Origin of the sequence: Paenibacillus sp. Y5S-9 (assembly GCF_036894235.1) — a bacterium.
Lineage (GTDB): Bacteria > Bacillota > Bacilli > Paenibacillales > Paenibacillaceae > Paenibacillus.
Window position 1 is genome coordinate 579,269 of the sequence record NZ_CP145887.1, and the last position, 20,072, is coordinate 599,340.

Below are 20,072 nucleotides of genomic sequence, written 5' to 3' on the forward strand. Positions count from 1 at the left end.
TGTCCATTGCTCAATGCTAAATGCCCATTGCCCGATGCCCATCGTCCATTGCTCAGTACTCAATGCTCAATACCAATGCCCAGTGCTCATTGCCCTAACGAACCTGATACACCTTATACAACGGTTTACATTGAGGAACAAAAGCTAACGAATCTCATCCACGTTATTTCTGTGTATTTCAGAGAAAACACCTGAAAAACCAGGCTAAATTAGGGAATAGAGTGCCTGAGATTCGTTAGATTTTATAATCTGCAATTAATGGCCCAATAAGGTTTGCTCCGTTCGTTAAACGTTTGGATCTGAAATACTGATGCCTTGTTATCTATATAAGTTGATCTAAAGAATATTTACACTGGACATTCCGGTGACAGAACAACCTTCCGATCGCTGTTATCCCCAGTTTTTTTATAAACTAGGAAATCCGGGATAGCGTATGCTTCCGAAGTAGCTTTCTTTCAAAAAGCTTTTAGGCGAAGCATATGTTTCCGATGGAGCTTCTTTCAGATAGCTTTTAGCTCCGCTTTTTCAGGTTCTTTCTGTCTTCTCTGTTTTGTGTAAATGTTTAGTTCAATTTATATACTTTCATATCTTTGAAACGATTAATTTTCAGATGGAACAACGATTAGTTACTGAAAAGGGGAGCCCTGTCATGATTCATGACAGGGCTCCCCTTTATTTGTTTGTATGTTCACGATACCTGATCCTGGTTCGGATCTAACCAGCCTATAATCTGCCTGAAATTTGCATCTAACCTGCATCTAAACTACTTCCGACCTACGTCCGGTCGGAATTCTCCGGCATCCTGCTTACAACCGGAATCGCAGCAGTTCCTGATGCATCTCCGCACTGATATCACGCAATGACTTCACCTTGATACTTGCATCAGCGAAGGAGCGTTGTTGTTCCGACGTGGAGGCGGTAATCTCTTCACTGCTGGCAGCTGACTGCTCGGTAATGGCACTGATATTTTCGATGGCCTGTTGCACCTGTGTACTGAGTTCATTGGAGTGTTGCATGTCCTCTGCAAGCTGGTGGATCCCCGTACTAATGCGCTCCACACTTTCACGAATGGCGGAGAAGGATTCACGAGTCTGGCCAGTGGCTTGTTCCTGTTCGCCAAATAGCTGCATGCTCTGTGCTACAGAGTTCTTCACCTTGTCCATGGAGGATGTGATCTCGCCCACAGCCGCATAGATATGCTTGACCGATTGCGCAGATTGTTCGGCGAGTTTGTTCACCTCGCCCGCAACAACAGCGAAGCCACGTCCGGCTTCTCCAGCGCGAGCAGCCTCTATGGAGGCATTTAACGAGAGCATGGTCGTTTGTTTGGCAATCTCCGATACATATGCCGTCATCGTAGTGATTCGAACCGCGCTTTCTTCCAGTTCCCGCACCGTTTGTTCCACCTCTGACATCGCCATGCGATTCACTTCGGCCAGGCGGAGTTGCTCTGCTACAGCCTTATTGCCTTCCTCAACGGTAGTTAATACTTCACGTCCATCGATCACCGATTGGGAAGTGGCCTCCAGATTGTTATTGAAGGTAGACTGCATTTTGTCCACAACCATCACCGTTTCACTCAGATCCTCGGCAATCTTTTGACTGCCAATCGACAGTTCCTCCGTGGTGCGGGATACTTGCTGCACAATCGCTTGGGCTGTATCATTGCCACGGTCAATATCTTGCGCCATCAGATCGACACGATGCCCCGCTTCACCAATCGACTGAATAATGCCGCGGATATTATGGGTCATGATCCCGAAGGAGCGACTCAGGTCATCGAGTTCATCTTTGCCCCGAGCTTCCGGTAATTGTCCGGTCAGGTCACCGTCCGCAATTTGTCCCGCGGCGTCTTTGAGTGTTCGAATACGTTTGGCGATCTGACGTGAAGTATACATATTAAACAGCATTACGGCGACGAGCAATACGATGGCTCCTACCAGAGCGGCTTGCCACGTTTGCTGAATGTCATGTTCCAAATCGACGGTATATTGATCATAACGATCCCGAGTCATCTCATCTAACGAATAGATATCATTCTGTATGCCCCGAACCCGAGTGCTGTACCGTTTCGCTTCCGCACTGTTCATTGCGCTCATCGCTTCGGTGGCTCCCTGGTTGAGAGCTTGTAATTTTGTCTCGATGGACTGAATAAGCTGTAACTGCTGATCTGTTTCGAGCAATCCGTCCGTAAGCTCCTGAATCATCGTTTGACCTTCATCCAGCAAGCGAAGTACGGCGTCCTGGTTTCCTGCTGTCATGGAGAACGAATAGACATCCAGCGCTTGCTGGGTTTGAATCTGATTGGCGTTCAGTTCACTCACCTTGAGCATGGCAGGTACCAGATTTTGATTTTTGGCATTCATACCGAGCAATTGCATGATGATATAAGCGACTAGCACAAGGCATAGAAGTAGTGAAATTAAAGCATTAAGTATCAGTTTTCCCTGTAGTTTCATGTGCGTACCTCCTCGTATCCGATGGGTTATTGATCAAGCGTAATTTTGATTTGACCGGAAGAGATCTTTGCCTTCAGATCTTCGAAGGTTTGCTGTTGTTCATCACTGAGCGTGATATTATGTAGAGCAGTCAGACCCACGGCGTTCTCCGCCAGCCCCTCCACGATTTCCTTTTGAGGGAAGGTATGATTGTTTTTAATAAACGTGTTAACGGCATTATAGATAGAGACATCCACATTTTTCAGCATGGACGTAAGAATGGCTTTTTCCGCCAAAAAGAATTGATCGGTATCTACACCGATGGCGTATTTCCCTAATTTCTGAATCTCCGTCAGTGCGCCCACGCCTGTGAGACCAGCAGCTACGTAGATCACGTCAGCGTCCTTTTCCTGAATCATCTGTGCAGCCAGTTGTTCACCGAGCTCGGCATTACCGAAGTCCCCTGCGTAGACCGCATCAACGGTTGCATCCGGCTTGATAGCCAGAACACCTTGCTTAAAACCCTGCTCGAAATCACGAAGGACCGGTATCTCCATCCCACCAAGGAACCCGACATGATCTTCCGTTGAAGCCATAGCGGCAATAACACCTGCCAGATAACTTCCTTCTTCCGCCCGGAATGAAATGGAGGCAATGTTAGGTAGTTCAGACTTACTGTCAATCATGAGGAACTGCTGATCAGGATATTTGGCTGCAACTTTCTCCATATCTGCTTGGACCGTATCACTCAGGCCGATAATCAGATCGAATTTGGCTTCTGCAAACTCCTCAAATGCAGCTTCGGCAGTTAAATTGTCGCCCGGTTCACGATAGTCGAAGATAATGCTTTTCTCATTTCTGGCCTGAACCAGTCCATCAAAAGCAGCATCATTAAAAGAACGGTCACCCAGACCCACTTCCGTAAGCACGATCCCGACCTTTGTTCTTGTGTCTGTTGCCGTTGTTGTATTATTGGCTGAACATGCCCCCAGGATCAGTACCGTCAGGATCATCATTATGGTGAGACCTAGACCTGCGCGTCTGTTCTTGTTTGTTTTCATGTGTGATACCCTCATTTCTGTAGTCGCATTTTTCTGTTTTGCATGGTTCCTTAGCTCAAGGGAATGACGTGTACATGATGACACGTATGGCGAGGATTTCCCTTTATCTATATCGGTCAGAAAGGCACTGTGATTTATGATATGTAGTGAAAATTTACGAAAAAATAAATATTTTTCATGAATTATACAGTTTTTTACATTTCTCTGGTTAAAAGGGTACATAAATATCTACAGTAAGTTGTTTACTGACGTTAAAAGTCCCAAAAAGGCACAAGAGAGGTGACATGAATCATCTCTCTTGTGCCATAGAATAGCACCCTATACGGATGATAAGGTGATCATCCTATTATAAAAATGAAGCGAATTTTACCAAGCCGCAATTGAGCCATCCGCTCGGGTTTCAGTACCCCCGCATAATACGCCATTGTCCGGGTTGCGCCAGATGATCTGACCGCGTCCAAACTGGGATGGATCAAGCGCCACTTGAATATCATGTCCTTTGCGGGCGAGTGCCTGTGCAATGTGCTGCGGGAAACCCGGTTCCACGAGAATTGTTTTGCCCTTCGTCCACTGCCAGCGTGGAGAATCTAAGGCGGCCTGTGGGTTCAGGTGATAATCAATCGTATTCATGACCACCTGTACATGACCTTGCGGCTGCATGAAACCACCCATGACACCGAATGGCCCGACCGCTTCGCTCCCGCGGGTGAGGAACCCCGGAATGATCGTGTGATACGTCCGTTTACCCGGCTCCAGGGCGTTGGCATGATTCGGGTCCAGTGAGAAATTATGTCCGCGGTTTTGCAGAGCAATGCCTGTCCCCGGAACAACAAGTCCGGACCCAAAGCCCATGTAGTTACTTTGGATAAAGGAGACCATGTTGCCTTCACCATCCGCTGTAGCCAGATAAACCGTTCCACTTGCTCGTGGATCACCTGCCTCAGGTGCACGTGCGGTATCACCAATGAGTTTGCGCCGTTCTTCCGCGTAGGCCTCGGATAGCAATTCCTCCACCGTCACGCCCATTTTGCGTTCTTCGGTAATATATTTCTCCCCATCGGCAAATGCCAGCTTCATGGCTTCGAGCTGCTGATGATACGCCTGAACCGATTCTTTCTCTTCAAATTCATATCCTTTCAGCAGATTAAGCGCCGCCAGAGCAATCAATCCTTGTCCATTCGGCGGAATCTCCCACACATCGTATCCGCGATAGGAGACGGAGATGGGATCAACCCACTCCGGCTGGAAAGCCTTCAAATCTTCGCGAGTCAGATAACCACCGTGCTCTGCCATAAAGGAATGAATGCGTCCTGCCAGTTCTCCTTCGTAAAAGTCTCGCGCTTCGCTCTCGCCAATCTGGCGCAAAGTCGCCGCATGATCCGGCGAGCGCCACATCTCTCCAGCTGCGGGAACACGCCCGCCTGGAGCAAATGTCTCAAACCACGCACGCCCTGCCGTCGCATCACCCTGGCGTGCATAGATCTCGGCTGCCCTTGCCCAGTGGCGGGCCAGCCCAGGCGCAAGCGGGTAACCTTCCTCCGCGTAGCGGATGGCCGGTTCCAGCGCTTCCGCCAGCGTGAGCCGCCCAAAACGGCGGCTCAGCTCAGCCCAGCCCGCCGGTGCGCCAGGCACCGTCACCGGAACAACCCCAAGCTTCGGCATCTCCGTATAGCCTGCCGCTTGAAGCGCCTCAATGGATATGCCCTGAGGCGCAGGGCCGCTGGCATTCAGGCCATGCAGTTTGCCCTCGGTCCAGACGAGGGCAAAAGCATCGCCGCCAATGCCATTGGACGTAGGCTCCAGCACCGTGAGTGCTGCCGCAGTTGCAATGGCGGCATCGATGGCATTGCCGCCTTTTTTCAATACATCCAGGCCGGCTTGTGCAGCCAGTGGCTGTGACGTGGCGACCATGCCTTGCTTGGCATACACAGGCACGCGGTAAGAGGGGTACGGTTGGTAGAGTGGATCGAAGTTCATCAGGTTGTTCAGCTCCTTGTCGCTAGATGTCAGGCTCCGGCATAACCGGATCATACTCCTAACCCTCTTCGCAACCGGACAACCGATATCCTGCCACACCTGCCAAATCCAACCTGACATCAGCCTATGTCGTCACCATATCGCCGCCATTGACATGAATGCATTCACCTGTGACGTAGGATGAATCGCGGGAAGCGAGATAAACGTAGGCTGCCGCCAGTTCGTAAGGCTGACCAGCCCGACCCATAGGCGTCTCCGTTCCAAATACTTGCACATCCTCCGCTGAGAAGCTGGAAGGAATGAGCGGTGTCCAGATCGGGCCGGGGGCGACGGAGTTCACGCGAATTCCCTGTGCAGCAAGCGATTGGGCGAGTACCCGAGTCAGCGATACGACGGCTCCTTTGGTAGAAGAGTAGTCGATCAGTTGGGTATTTCCTTTGTATGCCGTAATGGAAGCCGTATTAATGATAGAGGCACCTTTACACAGATGTGGGAGAGCGGCCTGGATCAGAAAGAAATAGGCGAACACATTTGTTTGAAAGGTGTGGTACAGCTGTTCTTCTGTAATATCAACGATGCTTGGCTGCACATACTGTACGCCATGATTGTTGACCAGAATGTCGATCTTCCCATAGGTTTCCATCGTCGAGCGGATGACGGCTTCGCAGTTTTTCTTTAAGCGGAGGTCAATCTCGATTAAGAGACAGCGCTGTCCCAATTCTTCGATCCGTTCACGAGTCCTTTCGGCATCTGTCCGTTCATATAGATAAGCGATGACGATATCTGCACCTTCCTTGGCAAAAGCGATGGCGGCCGCCCGTCCGATTCCACTATCACCACCCGTAATAATGGCAACTTTGCCTTGGAGTTTGCAGCTGCCGATGTAAGCAGGATCTTCACTAATCGGTTCAGGCACCATCAGGGTTTCCAGACCGGGTTGCTGGTCCTGATGCTGAGGTGGAAATGCCAGCTTTTGCTCCTTACACACCGTTTTTTCACCATAAAAAGGATAGACAGGATTCATTCGCTTTACATCCTCCTCGAACGTTCATTGATACGGATAACCTATGCATTCGCCCAGAAGAAGGTGCGGGAGGAAGCAGCAGAGCGGTTGTTTTTTGCGCAGAATATACCATAATAAGGATAGATCCTTAAATTGATGGAGGTGTCAGGAGCCACATGAATATTCAAGGAATTAATCATTTGTGCTTTTCCGTATCCAATCTGGAGCGGGCTATTACCTTTTATGAGCAGGCTCTCGGTGCCCGAATTCAGGTGAAAGGACGCAAACTGGCTTATTTTGAGCTTGCCGGTCTGTGGATTGCCCTGAATCAGGAGGATGTTATTCGCAACTATACGGAACGAACCTATACCCATATTGCATTTACCGTTACAGAAGAGGAGTTCGACGCGTCTGTGCAGCAGCTGCGAGCAGCGGGGGCTGACATTCTTCCCGGAAGGGCAAGAGATCCGCGGGATGCATTATCTGTATATTTTACCGATCCGGATGGTCATCTGTTCGAACTGCATACAGGTACGATGAAGCAAAGGCTGGATTATTATCGCGAAGACAAAGCTCATATGACCTTTTATACGTGAGTTTCATGTACAAATCGAGAAAATCTGGAATTATAACTCACATATCTATTGTCTAAACATTGGCATTACCTATAATATGGACAAATGGTACCTTAATTTACCAATGTTAAATTCGTTGGTTCAATTCCAAGGAGGTTTGTCATGATTCAGTTCCCTAAACCGGATGTCGAGCAATATTTTCAGACGTACCGTATTTCGCATTTTGCCGTATCGGCAGACGAGAAACGTTTGTTCATGGACAGCAATCTGAACGGTCAGCCGAATATTTGGGCGATGGATTTGCCTGGAGGATATCCGTATCCTTTAACGTACTTGAATCAGAGCAGTCAATTTATCAAAGCAGACCCGCAAGGACGTCATCTTCTTACTGCATTTGATCGAGATGGAGATGAGAACTATCATCTGTATGCACTTCCACCCGAGGGTGGCGTTCCACTGCCTGTGGTTCCGGCAGAACCAAATGATCGCTGTTATTTCTCTGAGTTGTCCGAGGATGGACAGCGTCTCTATTATGTCACCAGCGCAGGTAATCCAAATTATCTGAATTCACGTCGCATCGATCTGGAGACAGGGGAAGATGAACTGTTATACAGTGGAGAAGAGGTTACGAGCAGTCTGTTTGCAGTAAGTCCTGACGAGAAGAGTTATGTTATTTTAAAAATGTACTCCAATACGTATCAGACGGCGCATCTGTATCGTAATAATGAAGAAATGGTGATTCTGCCAGCTTCAGAACGCCATAGTCAGGTATCCGATCTGATTTTTGCAGATGACAATCGTCTTCTGTTCATTACCAATGATGACTCCGCATACGCCTATGTGGCTGAGTACCGTATCGATACCCGCGAATTCCGTTTATTGTGCAAAATCGAAGGGGAAGATGTGGAGTTTATCCGCTGGCATCAGGCTTCCGAGACCTTATATTTCTGGACACTTACAGGTCCGGAGAATCGTATGTACGTATTGGGCAAAAATGCCGATGAGCCTCGGCGCATAGATATGCCGCTGGATACGATAGAGCAGGTGAACGTTACGAAGGCTGGCAATGTGTATATCCTCGGACGTGGAGCGATCCAACCGCATAACATCTATCGCAAAATGGCAGGTGCTGAGTCCTGGGAGCCGCTGACTGCCAATCGGGTAACCGGACTGGACCCAAGTGATCTCGTGTACCCTGACGTTATTCGGTATAACTCCTATGACGGACTGGAGATCGAAGCTCTTTTGTTCAAAGCAAAGCCAGAGCAAGCCAATGGTTACACCGTATTTTGGCCTCATGGTGGGCCGCAAGCATCCGAAGCAAAGTTTTTTCGGCCGATGTTCCAGATGATGCTCGCTCAGGGCTATCATGTCTTTGCACCGAATTTCCGGGGCAGTACCGGATATGGTGCGGAATTTGTCAAGATGGTTGAGCGTGATTGGGGTGAGGGTCCAAGGCTGGACTGTGTTGCCGGGATCAACTGGTTGTTTGATCAGGGAATCACCTCGCCAGAGCGGTTGTTTGTAGTAGGGGGTAGTTATGGGGGATATATGACCCTGCTACTGGCAGGTCGCCATCCGGAGCTGTTCCGGGCTGCGGTCGATATTTTTGGGCCAAGTAACCTGTTCACATTCCTGGAATCCGTACCGGAAGACTGGAAGCCGATGATGGATAACTGGTTGGGTGATCCGGTCCGTGACCGCGAACGTTTAACGAAGGATTCACCGATTACGTATCTCGATCAGATGGTTAACCCCATGCTGGTCATTCAGGGTGCCAATGATCCAAGGGTCGTGAAGGCCGAATCCGATCAGATCGTGGCTGCGCTCCAGTCGAAGGGACTTGATGTGGAATACATCGTTCTGGATGATGAGGGACATGGCTTTTCCAGAAAGACTAACGAGATTCTCGTATACCGCAAGATGCTGGAGTTTTTGCAAAAACATCAGGAGTCACCCGTCGCACAGGCTTAAGTTGAGAGATTCCATCGTTGACTGAAATATAGTGAGATGAGGAAAACCGCCAAAGATCAAGGATGATCTCTGGCGGTTTTATGCGTGCGCCCGCATGTTGGGCGACATATATGGAACGATACATACGTTGGTTTGGAAAAGCCGCTATCCATGGAGCAACATGTCCAAATCTACTCATCCAGCAATGAGAGAATCGAATGGATGGACTGCTCCGCCCACTTTGCAAAAGGCAGGTCGGCTGCCCACGTTACTTGTCCTGTCGCTTTGGCTTCGCCCCACCACAAGATACGTTGATAGAGCAGATGCATGCTGAGACGTGTGCGGAAGTGCTGGCATTTCTCCTCATCTGCTGCACAGACCAGATCCCGGTAGCAGCGAAGGAACTGTGCGGCAAGCTCTGGTTGACCCTCACGAACATACCTGGTGGATATTTTGGTTAGGTCGGCTGTACCATCTCCGAAATAGGCAGTTGTAAAATCGAACAGACCACTAATCTGCCATCCTGAAGAACGGCCGTCCAGATTTTGAATCAAAATATTTTCGACCTTGAAGTCTCCCATGACAAAAACCGGAACAGCTTTGGAACGAAATGCTGGTTCAGCATTCTTGAATTGCTCGTCCACCCACTGAACATCTTCATCCGTAATCACCGAGTACTGTTCAGCATCATGTAACCAGTGACGAATGGTTCCGTACAACCAGTCCAGATAATCGCCTGCAAAGGAAACAATCTGCTGCGCTACAGGGTCATATTCCCCTGCATCAGGCACCTTCCAGCGGTGCAGTTCAGCCAAAGTATGGGCAAACATACAGGCGATCTCTTCCTGATCTTGCTGTGACAGCGAAGCCTGGAATGCTGGATCATACAGGTGATTCCCGGGCAGGCGCGGCATTATGGCATAACTCCAGCCTAGCAGATGGGTATCTTCATGTAATAAATATGGATCAGGGACAGGAATGGACGTATGTTTTGCCAGTTGTTCTACAAAGAACTTTTCTTCCTGTAACTGTCCTGTATATAAAGGATTGCCTTTCAGAATATACTCTCCACGGGAAGAGCGAATGAGCAGTGTCTGACCCATAACACCTTTATCCGTTCGGCGATAATCTTCTAGGGTTCCCAGGTCAAGCTCATTCAGCGCATCCTGCAATGAAACTGCGGCCACTTCGCCAAGTTGATTGGAACCAAAATATATACGGGTTGTCATATGGCCGGACCCTCCTGGGTGTTAGTCCTCATTAACTTCGTCAGACAGGTCATACGTATCCTCATCGACCAATCCACGGATGAAAGCTTCAAAATTCGGCGCAAGATATGTAATCTCATAATCATTTTCCTGATCCACATGAACTACACAGGGTTCACCTTCAGGGCCACAGAAGCGATAATCCAGCATAACAACATCATGACCAGCGGATGGACAATCACAGATTACAATCCCCAGGTCGGGGTATCCCCAATCTTCGATCATGAACCGACTTCCCAGCTCACCAGCGAGTGCGTATATTTTATCGTGTCCAATTCCCATAATGCTTGAAATGGCAATGTGATCCTCAGCCCAGGAAGTCGCTTCTTTGGTGGGAAATACAGTGAGCGCAGGGATACCGCCGTTTTGCGTATTCATCAGTTGGATATAGGAAGCGGGCAGCTTGTAACCCAATTCTTTCTCAATAGTCAAAATCTCTTCTTCATCAAAAGGTTCTGATACATGATTGTCCTGCGCATAATCACTCTGTACCCAGAACGTTGCGGGATCATAAGTCCCTGAAGCAGCTCTTAGATGGTTCTGTGTACCGCTCTGTTCCAATGCTGCGATATTCTCTTCATGACGTTGACGATCCAGCCGCATCTTCTCCGCTTGGGGACGAATCTGGCGAAGGAATTCAAGGGTAGATTCATCATGAGGCAGAAGTTCGTCAGCTCTCTCAAAAGCGAGTAGTGCCTGCTCATAGCTCGCGATGTAACAGTATGCGTAACCCAAGCGATATTGCCAGATCGGGTCGTTTACCCCTTGCTCCTCGACAGACAACAAATGTTGAATAGCTTCGCGGTAACGTGCGTCATTATTATAGGCTCTGGCGAGTTGACCAATCAGCTCATAATCCCGCTCTGAGACGGGGATACGTTCAATACGTTCAATAATGAGTCTGAATTGGTCCTGCTCATGCCATAAGTTGATTTGTTCCAGCAGTTCTCTTTCCATGAATAGACCTCACTTCCGTAGGAGGGGTATGAATCTCTTTCATTATATAATAAGTGTAGGTTGGTTGGAGAATGTATAAATCAACCTCTTCGTAGCCTGGATGAATCTATCTTTGAAGATTCTGATATTTTTAGAGAAAAGTATGTTACTCTTCTCAAACATCCGTTAAGTCAAGCAGTGGATGTACCGACAGGAATTACAGACAGTGGTGTTCCTTCTATTGAAGCTGTACGTTCTTATACTCCTAAAGAATTATCTGTATTTTTTGGAGTAAGTATTACTACGATTTTCAACTGGATTGATCAAGGCCGTTTTATGGGAGTTCAAAGAGCCGGGTCCAACAAACATAATCAAATCCCAGACGATACTACATATGTGTGTGGATCAGGTAAGAGAACGACGATTAAAGAGATTGTGACTATGTGGAAAAAGGAAGAGGCAGAACGCCAATCAACAATAGGAGTCAGTGACCTGGATTACCACACAGGGCAAATTGCCTTATATGAAGATAAATACAAAGGGGAATTCGAACGGACACTCGGAACTAAATTGAACTTAACACCTGAAGAAGAAACCGATGCACAAGTTTGGAAACACCATTTGGGGAGGCAGCGTCTTGGCTTTAAAGATACCGAAAAGTAATTTTCGTTTTATTGAGAATGATTTTTCAGATATTATCTTGAAAAGAAATATCTCTAATAAATTATAATAGTTCAATACTGATATGAGATTGTACATACGAATTAAACAACACTCCCTGAACTTAGGCGTAGTAGCCACAGTTCAGGGAGTGTTGTTTTTATTTATAGTATATGTGATTAAAACGATATGAATTGAACTAATCATTTACACAACAACGGAGAGGACAGAAAGAACTTGAAAAAGCGAAGCGTTCGCCTTTATCACCGGATTTTCCCTTGAGAAAGGGAATCAAAAAAATCTGGGGATAACAGCGATTGGAAAGTTGTTCTGTCATCGTAGTGTCAGTGTAAATAATTTTCAGTTTAATTCGATATGGGGAATCTTTATTACAAATCGTCAAATCCGTTATCGTCGCCAACTTTACCGTAGTTACGGGATTTAGCTTCGAAGAAGTCGGTTTTGGTTGCATTTAGTGCTTCATCGGAGAATGGTTTAATCCAAGGCATGCAGTTTACATCCACACCTTCATATGCTTTTTCCATACCCATCAGACGCAGACGTTTGTTGGCGATGTACTTGATGTAATCTTCCAACTCGTTCAGGTCAATACCGCGCACGTTGCTGAGTGTGTAATGTGCCCAGTTGGTTTCAAGCTCAACAGCACGATGGATGGTTGTGTATACGTAGTCCATGTTCTCAGGTGTGTTCAGTTCAGGGAAGTCCACCAGCAACTGTTTGTACACTTCAGCGAAGAAGTAACAGTGTTGGTTTTCATCCCGCTGGATATACGAGATCATCTGGCTGGTTGCCATCATTTTCTGGTCACGGGCCAGGTTGTAGAAGAAGGCAAACGTACTATAGAAGAAGATTCCTTCGAGTACCAGATCGGCTACCATAGCCTGGAAGAACGTCTGTGGAGACGGCTCGTCCCGGAATGTTTGGTAGATGTCTGCGATGAAACGGTTACGGTCAAGCAGGACCGGATCATGTTTCCAGTATTCAAAAATTTCCTTTTGCTCCCGATCCGATACGATCGAAGACAGAACGTAGGAGTACGATTGGTTATGAACGACTTCCTGTTGTCCGATAATGGCCGAGATCGCTTCGAGTGAAGAATCGGTAAAGTAACGTTTTACGTCACCAACAAACATCGTCTGCATGGAATCGAGTACCGCGAGCAGGGAGATGTTGATTTTGAACGTACGTTGCTCTTCCTCATCCAGTTGAGCAAACTGGGAAGCATCTTTGGACATTGGAATCTCGTCTGCGATCCAGTGGTTAAGCAGCAGTACTTTGTACAATTTGTACATATGAGGCATGCGAATGTCGTTCCAGTTCAGGATACCGGAGCATTCACCTTCAATAATACGGGTTGATTGGTTAGGGGCTTCGGTGTTGAAAATTTTCTGTACTTGCATTGTTCCGTTCACTCCTTGAAATTTCATAATGTTCTGCCGACAGAACTTTGGGAAATCATCTATATCAACATCTTGCGATGCTGTGATCATGTTTTAGGCAAAAAAGAACCAGGGCAGCGCCATTTTGCAATCAAAACAGGATGCCCTGGTGGTCACCTTGAATCTAGTAAATCTTCTCTATCATGGATGAAACGCAACTTGCGCAAAAATCAAGATTCTTCAATCGTTAATGCCCGGCTACGAACATAATAAGTTGATTTCATGCCGGCTCTCCAGGCGTGCAGATGCAATTCCAGGAATTCTGTTGCTTTAATATCTGGTCGAACGTAGAAGTTGAAACTTTGTCCCTGATCGACGTGGCGCTGACGGGCAGCCGCCATATTAATGGAAGCATGTTGGTCCACCTGGAACGCCGTTTGGTAATAAGGGCTTGTTTTTTCGGACAGATCCGGAGCCGGGTTGGCAATTTTGTATGTTGTTTTCTCTTCATAAGATAACAGCTCATAGAGCGGATCAATACTAGCCGTTGAGCCGGCAATGATGGACGTGGAACCATTGGGTGCAATGGCGAACAACCAAGCATTACGTACACCGTTTTGTCGTACTTCGGCTTGCAGTTCTTTCCACTGTTCGGTTGTCACGAACTCGCCTACGCGCTCACCTGATGTGTACTCGCGTTGGTCGAAGTAGTGACCACTTTCCCAATCGGAACCTTTGAATTTCGGATAATGTCCTTTTTCCTTGGACAGCTCCATACTGGATTTCACGAGCAGATAGTTAATTTTTTCATACAGATTATCGTTATACGTTACCGCTTCTTCAGACTCCCAATGAATGCCTTCGAGAGCAAGCAGGTGGTGAAGTCCAAACGTTCCCAGACCGACTGCGCGATATTGGCTGTTGGTATATTGGGCTTGCAACACTTCAATGTTGTTAATGTCGATAACGTTGTCCAGCATGCGCACCTGAATTGGAACGAGACGCTCCAATACATTATGAGGTATAGCACGTGCCAGATGGATGGAGTTCAGGTTGCAGACAACAAAGTCGCCAGGCACTTTGGAAATCACGATGCGAGTTTGTCCATCCTTGGTTACGAGTTCTTCCTTTTCAATCACAGTGGCAGACTGGTTCTGCATAATTTCGGTACACAGGTTGGAGGAGTATACCATACCGTGTGCACGGTTAGGATTCGAGCGGTTAACCGTATCCCGGTAGAACATGTATGGCGTACCTGTCTCCAGTTGGGATTTCAGTACACGCTTCATGATGTCAATCGCCTGTACTGTAATCCGGGACAGCAGTGGGTGATTCACTGCTTCTTCGTATTTATCACGGAACGCACCTTCGCCAAAGGACTCATCATAGAAATCTTCCAGTCCGAGTGCACGACCATTCTCGTCCTTCCAGCCCATTACTTTCTTTGTTTCGTGCGGACAGAACAGGCTCCATTCGCCGCGAGTGGATACCCGCTCCATGAACAAGTCAGGCAGACAGATGCCGTGGAATACGTCATGCGCACGCATACGCTCGTCACCGTTGTTCAGCTTCAGATCGAGGAAGGCCAGAATGTCTTTGTGGAAAACATCCAGGTAGACGGCAATGGCCCCTTTACGCGTACCGAGCTGGTCTACGCTGACCGCTGTATTATTCAGTTGGCGAATCCAAGGGATTACACCGGAACTTGTATTTTGGTGACCACGGATATCCGAACCACGAGCTCTGACTTTGCCGAGGTAAACGCCGATGCCGCCACCCATTTTGCTCAGACGAGCTACATCCGTGTTGGAATCGAAGATACCTTCGAGTGAGTCGTCCACCGTATCAATGAAGCAGCTGGAGAGCTGACCGGCTACTTTTTTACCTGCATTGGACATCGTAGGAGTAGCTGCGGTCATGTACATGTTGCTCATTGCCCAGTATGCTTCCTTGACGAGATCCATACGTTTCTCGGCAGGCTCTTGGTGCATTAGGAACATGGCGATAACCATATAACGCTCTTGCGGCAATTCCATTACTTTTCCATCAAAATCGTGAGCGAGGTAACGTTCTGCCAGTGTGAGCAAGCCGATGTAATCGAAGAGCAGATCGTTGCGGTAGTCAATGCACTCAGCAAGTTCGTCGATCTGTTCTTTGGTGTAACATTCCAGCAATTCTTCGCGGTAGATCCCTTTTTTCACGAGATCTACAAGAAGAGGGTGGAATGCGCCATAAGGCTCGTCCGGGTAAGACTTGTATCTGCGGTTGGTAGCCGCTTTTTTGTACAGGGAAGTGAGCAGGGAGCGTGCCGCTGCAAATTTCCAATTAGGCTCCTCTTTGGTTACCAGTTCCAGTGCGCTCATGATAAAAGCGTTGCTGATTTCGTCTCCGGTAACTTCATCACGGCGGAGCTTGCTGTTTACCCCACGTACCAGACGTTCCTTGTCCAGCATTTCCAGTCCTTCCAGAGTACGGTCGGCATATACCGAGATGCGCATATCATCAAAGGCAAGCTGGCGGTTGTTCGGCTTGGTCACAACTTGTGGCATGAATATTCCTCGCTTTCGCATGTTTAAGAGATAAATTGGAGAAATTCTTTATATAAAGAATTGAGTGTTGTCTTACGGTGAGAAAAAGGTAAAGGTTGCTTTTGGCAGACTGAAACGGCGGTGACAAGTTCATGTCTTAAATCGCTCAACTTGAGGAGCACAAAACAGCACAATTCAGAACATGCTCATATAAAAAGCATTCTCCCGCCTCGCGGCTGAAAATGCCCATGGATGCTCTGGCTTCCTTACTGTCTTAGAGGTTCAGGATATCGACAGAAAAGGGTGCTTATGTAAGCTTTGGTCTATTGCAGATGTGCCTGTAGTTTGAGGATACCGGATGCAGTCCAAACAGCCCCGTTAACCTCCATGTCAACTCTGTTTCGAGAAAGCGATTTACACCTACAGGGACGTGCCTTTGGAGGTGATTTCATCCTGTTTTTCGCGAGAATGCAGAAGGTGACTAATAGAAGCGGAGAAATCTAGTGTTACTACATTTTGTAGCTGTCAACATACTGTAACCCAACATATTGTGTTTGTAAAGTGGGCCGATACAGTAAAACGTAATTCCGAGTATACCATTTAAGCCAGGAATCCGCAAAGGAAAAGGACTGGAAGATTTGAAGATTTATCAAAAAAAATTTTTGACCAATTTGAATGACGTCTTCACGTCAGTTTGAATTGTAACGTATTCAACTGGTAGAATAAAAATAGTCAAAAATCGACTAAAATTAGCGGCAGCGGTTGTTCACGGGGCCCAGAGGAGGCGGAGCAAAATGGCAATAGCAGAAGTGACTGTAATTCCAATCGGAACGGGTACAACCAGTCTAAGCAGTTATGTGGCGGACATGCAAAAGGTATTGGAACATCAACGGGGCATTACATATCAGTTAACTTCCATGAGCACCATTATTGAGGGACCGCTTAACGAGATCTTTACAGCAATTGCGGCTCTGCATGAAGCACCGTTTTTGTCAGGAGCTCAGCGCGTTTCCACATCCGTCAAGATTGACGACCGTCGTGATAAACCGGATGCCTCAAGTATACAGAAGTTACAATCGGTTCAGGATAAACTGACGTCACTTCAGGCAAGACCTAATTAATGGTTTAGTCCAAACATCCGTATATACGGTTATTCGCTATGTTATTTAATTAAAGGTTAGATTGTGTCTGTCTGTGTAGTTAACGTGAATTTCTGACATCTATAAACAGAAAAACAAAAAGACCAGCTTAACGTTCATTAAGCTGGTCTTTTTGTATACTCATTTAACATTTTCATTAATCTGCAACTACCAATGAGGCTCCAATCAAAGTGGCGTTGGTGTAACCACCGCCAACATTTTCAAAAGAGAAGTTGGTAATTGGCGCACCGATAACAGTGGCATAATCACCATCAAGCAAATCTCCGGTCGTTGCAGGATATAACGCTATAATATCGTTTCCGTTCTCATCCATGACATGAACGATAGAGAAAGTTGCTCCGAGAGAGCTATCTTCTTCAACGGAAATGACTTCCCCGTTAACTTGTACGAAAGTATTGTAATAGTTGGCTACATTTTTATTCAGATGACGGGTCGTTACATTGGAGTCAACGAGCCCTTGTACCTTTTTGCTTAGTTCTGCCGTAATGGCTGGGAATACATCGTTATGTTTACCAAAGAAATCATAAGATGCCTGCTCCATAAAGGCTGTGTCTTCTGTAATGTACGGAGTTAACTCATTAAAGAAATCGGCAGCTGATGCCGTAACAGATGAATTTCCAGTCGTTGCAGTTGGTGCTGTTTGCTCCAGAGAAGCAGTAATGCTTAGGGAATCAAGGATATCTTTGATCTCATCCTGATTATAAGTATCCTTGGCGTAGGTTAACGTCATGGTATAGAGTTCTGTATTGGTCGGAATCAGATACTGCACAAGGATAACATCTGTACCCGAGGAATGCTTATAGGCTCCTTCCAAGACACCAGCGCTATATTCTTTATAAGGCTTGTTTGTATAGCTGGTTTTTTTATAATCGGAAATGCCGATGCTGGAACCGCTTTGTGTGTAATAATCCACTATATTATTGGCGTATTCTTCAGGATTAATTGAACCGGTTGAACTGGCCTCAATCGTCAGATTCATATTATCTGCAAATGTGACTGATGAAGATTGGTCTGAAAAAGCAGCTTTAATGGATGGAGCATTCATTTGACTTGTATCTACGCTTTTCCAGGATTCAGGATATGCAAAAGAAAATCCTTCTCCACTATATGTAGTGTATTTCGTAGCTTTTGCTTCTGTTGAGACAGTTTCAGTTGCCTTGGATGCTTCGGTCGTTGGGCTATTGGTTGTTGTGTTTGTTTCTGAATTACTACAAGCACTAAGCAATGTGGCTAATGCCAAAATCGTAATAAGTTTCTTCATTATGTCTAATTTCTCCTAATGTGCTTCCCATCGGTTGGGATTTTTTTCTAAGGTCATCATTTCGTTTGGGATAATCTAGTTTAGGTGGTGGGGATAGAAACTCCTTTCTGCTTTTATTAGTAAAATAATAACATAAATAAATATTTCAGTATTCATAATTACTAAAAAGGTAATTTATCTGTATTTAACAAGTTAAAAGCTAATAATGGACCGTAGGGGTATCCATTTTGAACGATAGTACATACATTTGATTGATATAACCGTGAGCCCATTTTCGACCTGAGCCCGGTCCCATGTGTGATTGGTGCATATAGTGAACTGTACCTCAAATCAAAGGAGGGGTTTACATGAGTGGAGTAGTAGGTGGATACGGCGGCGCATGGACATCGACTGGCGCGATCTTGGTTCTCTTTATCTTGTTGGTCATCATCTCTAAAGCATTCTTGATCTAATAAACCGCTTGGACCCTAATATATTTGTAAAGGAGGGTTCTGCATGAGCAACGTAGTTGAAGGCGTAGGATACGGCGGTTGGACATCGACTGGAGCAATCCTGGTTCTGTTCATTCTTCTCGTAATCATCACTAAATCTTTCTGGGTATAATATGGCGAGCTCTGCCGGGCAACCGGTGGGGTTTTTTTTCTAGAGGACAAGCATGGTGGAGAGCCAGGAAGATGAGTTAGCTTTTGGTTCAACGGAAGAATTGGTGGAATTCAAGAAATGGAAGGACGGCGTATGTTTCTCGAAAATGGGAAAGGTACCTAATGGCTAAACGCCCATTTTGTCAAAATGAGGGCGATAGCCCGGTCCAGAGGTAGGCTGAATACATAGCTTAGGGGTGTAGGCAAATGTTAAGGAGGAATGAACAATGAGCGAAGTAAAACCGAATTCACCGAACGGACAGGGACACGTATACGGACATATGGGAGGTTATGAGCATATGCAAGGATACCAATACACAGGTCATGAAATGCATGGGTATGGATATGGTTGTGGAACAATGCCAATGGGATATGGCTATGGATACGGACACCATGCCAATCAGGCTCCAATGATGCACGGTTATCAACAGGGTTGTGGAGTATCCTATGGTCATGGCGGCGGAAGCTGGGGTTCGATGGGTACGATCCTCGTACTGTTCATCTTGCTGGTCATTATCTCCAAAACGATGTTTATCTAAGAATTTGTGGGTGCAAGGAGACTTTGCTGATCGTGGATCGTTGCGATAGGTGCTCTAAATAAACTCCGAGTTTGAGTTCCATGTAGAGGCATAACGTACCTATGGTTTAGAAAGGGACAGCGTAGGATTTCATCCTGCGGTGTCCTTTTTTTATCAGAATTAAGTGAAGGAGCGTTGGGATTACTTTCTTTAACGAACTCCACAGCCTCTATTCCATGCATTTTTGCCATTTCACAAGTTTAACGAATCGTAGACGTCTTATTTCCTCAATCTGGGCATGTTTGGAGCCTATATTCATGAAGTGACATGGATTAACGTGGCTGAGATTCGTTAGATTTTACATAGCATAGAAATCCCTAATATAAGGTGTGCAGGATTCGTTAGCGTCTGGTGAGCGTAAACATTTACTTTATAAGCCCGGGTTATTTGCACAATTGGAGAAGTTAGGAAGTTAGGAAGTTAGGAAGTTAGGAAGTTAGGAAGTTAGGAAGTTAGGAATGTAGTCAGTGGGAGAATGGAAAAGTTTTAAAAGCAGAGACGAATTTATCTGGTTAGTCTGATAAGTGAAAGGAGGACTTTACTCAATGGTGGGGGGAGCGCTTGTCTGTAGATGTTGCTAAATTGGATATGTAAGACATGGATAAACACCCGGAACCCAATTCCGGGTGCTTT

16 protein-coding genes are annotated in these 20,072 nt (G+C 46.5%); 7 read left to right on the forward strand and 9 right to left on the reverse strand.

From position 1 onward, the window contains the following. Nucleotides 1-806 precede the first annotated feature (806 nt). The 4 genes from V6669_RS02710 to V6669_RS02725 all read right to left on the reverse strand — a co-directional run bounded on the left by V6669_RS02710 (nucleotide 807) and on the right by V6669_RS02725 (nucleotide 6,500). The gene (locus tag V6669_RS02710) at nucleotides 807-2,459 is read right to left on the reverse strand and encodes a methyl-accepting chemotaxis protein (protein WP_338590483.1); all 1,653 of its coding nucleotides are present in this window, start codon (nucleotides 2,457-2,459) and stop codon (nucleotides 807-809) included. Nucleotides 2,460-2,485: 26 nt separating this feature from the next. Beyond that, a complete protein-coding gene (locus V6669_RS02715; protein ID WP_338590485.1) occupies nucleotides 2,486-3,499 on the reverse strand; it encodes a BMP family ABC transporter substrate-binding protein in 1,014 nt (337 codons plus the stop codon). Nucleotides 3,500-3,865: 366 nt separating this feature from the next. Further along, complete coding sequence (locus tag V6669_RS02720; protein WP_338594823.1) at nucleotides 3,866-5,476, reverse strand: gamma-glutamyltransferase family protein; 1,611 nt, start codon at nucleotides 5,474-5,476, stop codon at nucleotides 3,866-3,868. A 124-nt stretch (nucleotides 5,477-5,600) separates the two neighbouring features. Further along, complete coding sequence (locus V6669_RS02725; protein WP_338590487.1) at nucleotides 5,601-6,500, reverse strand: glucose 1-dehydrogenase; 900 nt, start codon at nucleotides 6,498-6,500, stop codon at nucleotides 5,601-5,603. A gap of 155 nt (nucleotides 6,501-6,655) precedes the next feature. On the opposite strand from V6669_RS02725, the gene fosB reads away from it, so the two are divergent. Continuing rightward, nucleotides 6,656-7,075 carry a metallothiol transferase FosB gene (gene fosB, locus V6669_RS02730; protein WP_338590489.1) on the forward strand — a complete coding sequence of 140 codons (420 nt, stop codon included), beginning with the start codon at nucleotides 6,656-6,658 and terminating at the stop codon, nucleotides 7,073-7,075. A gap of 141 nt (nucleotides 7,076-7,216) precedes the next feature. Then, entirely contained in the window at nucleotides 7,217-9,028 is a 1,812-nt protein-coding gene (locus tag V6669_RS02735) for a S9 family peptidase (RefSeq protein WP_338590491.1), read from the forward strand. Between the two features lie 170 nt (nucleotides 9,029-9,198). On the opposite strand, the gene V6669_RS02740 is transcribed toward V6669_RS02735, so the two are convergent. Together V6669_RS02740 and V6669_RS02745 are read right to left on the reverse strand one after the other, a co-directional pair. Continuing rightward, nucleotides 9,199-10,236, reverse strand: coding sequence for an aminoglycoside phosphotransferase family protein (locus V6669_RS02740; protein WP_338590493.1), 1,038 nt, complete (start codon nucleotides 10,234-10,236; stop codon nucleotides 9,199-9,201). 21 nt (nucleotides 10,237-10,257) lie between these two features. Beyond that, the gene (locus V6669_RS02745) at nucleotides 10,258-11,232 is read right to left on the reverse strand and encodes an SMI1/KNR4 family protein (protein WP_338590496.1); all 975 of its coding nucleotides are present in this window, start codon (nucleotides 11,230-11,232) and stop codon (nucleotides 10,258-10,260) included. Nucleotides 11,233-11,292: 60 nt separating this feature from the next. Between V6669_RS02745 and V6669_RS02750 the strand changes: the two genes are divergently transcribed. Next, complete coding sequence (locus tag V6669_RS02750) at nucleotides 11,293-11,874, forward strand: hypothetical protein (RefSeq protein WP_338590498.1); 582 nt, start codon at nucleotides 11,293-11,295, stop codon at nucleotides 11,872-11,874. Between the two features lie 386 nt (nucleotides 11,875-12,260). Here V6669_RS02750 and V6669_RS02755 read toward each other — a convergent pair whose 3' ends face one another. Together V6669_RS02755 and V6669_RS02760 are read right to left on the reverse strand one after the other, a co-directional pair. Further along, complete coding sequence (locus V6669_RS02755; protein ID WP_036607380.1) at nucleotides 12,261-13,292, reverse strand: ribonucleotide-diphosphate reductase subunit beta; 1,032 nt, start codon at nucleotides 13,290-13,292, stop codon at nucleotides 12,261-12,263. Nucleotides 13,293-13,501: 209 nt separating this feature from the next. Continuing rightward, nucleotides 13,502-15,820, reverse strand: coding sequence for a ribonucleoside-diphosphate reductase subunit alpha (locus tag V6669_RS02760; protein WP_047840293.1), 2,319 nt, complete (start codon nucleotides 15,818-15,820; stop codon nucleotides 13,502-13,504). Nucleotides 15,821-16,593: 773 nt separating this feature from the next. On the opposite strand from V6669_RS02760, the gene V6669_RS02765 reads away from it, so the two are divergent. Continuing rightward, nucleotides 16,594-16,920: an MTH1187 family thiamine-binding protein gene (locus V6669_RS02765; protein WP_017690882.1), complete on the forward strand. Its 327-nt coding sequence runs from the start codon at nucleotides 16,594-16,596 to the stop codon at nucleotides 16,918-16,920. Nucleotides 16,921-17,095: 175 nt separating this feature from the next. Here V6669_RS02765 and V6669_RS02770 read toward each other — a convergent pair whose 3' ends face one another. Next, nucleotides 17,096-18,220, reverse strand: a complete 1,125-nt coding sequence (locus V6669_RS02770) for a PsbP-related protein (protein ID WP_338590505.1) — start codon at nucleotides 18,218-18,220, stop codon at nucleotides 17,096-17,098. A 347-nt stretch (nucleotides 18,221-18,567) separates the two neighbouring features. On the opposite strand from V6669_RS02770, the gene V6669_RS02775 reads away from it, so the two are divergent. The 3 genes from V6669_RS02775 (at nucleotide 18,568) to V6669_RS02785 (ending at nucleotide 19,400) form a co-directional block, all read left to right on the forward strand. Next, nucleotides 18,568-18,672, forward strand: coding sequence for a hypothetical protein (locus V6669_RS02775; RefSeq protein ID WP_017690880.1), 105 nt, complete (start codon nucleotides 18,568-18,570; stop codon nucleotides 18,670-18,672). Nucleotides 18,673-18,715: 43 nt separating this feature from the next. Continuing rightward, nucleotides 18,716-18,823 carry a hypothetical protein gene (locus V6669_RS02780; protein ID WP_017690879.1) on the forward strand — a complete coding sequence of 36 codons (108 nt, stop codon included), beginning with the start codon at nucleotides 18,716-18,718 and terminating at the stop codon, nucleotides 18,821-18,823. A gap of 265 nt (nucleotides 18,824-19,088) precedes the next feature. Then, on the forward strand, nucleotides 19,089-19,400 hold the full coding sequence (locus V6669_RS02785) for a hypothetical protein (RefSeq protein WP_017690878.1): 312 nt from the start codon (nucleotides 19,089-19,091) through the stop codon (nucleotides 19,398-19,400). Nucleotides 19,401-20,072 lie beyond the last annotated feature (672 nt).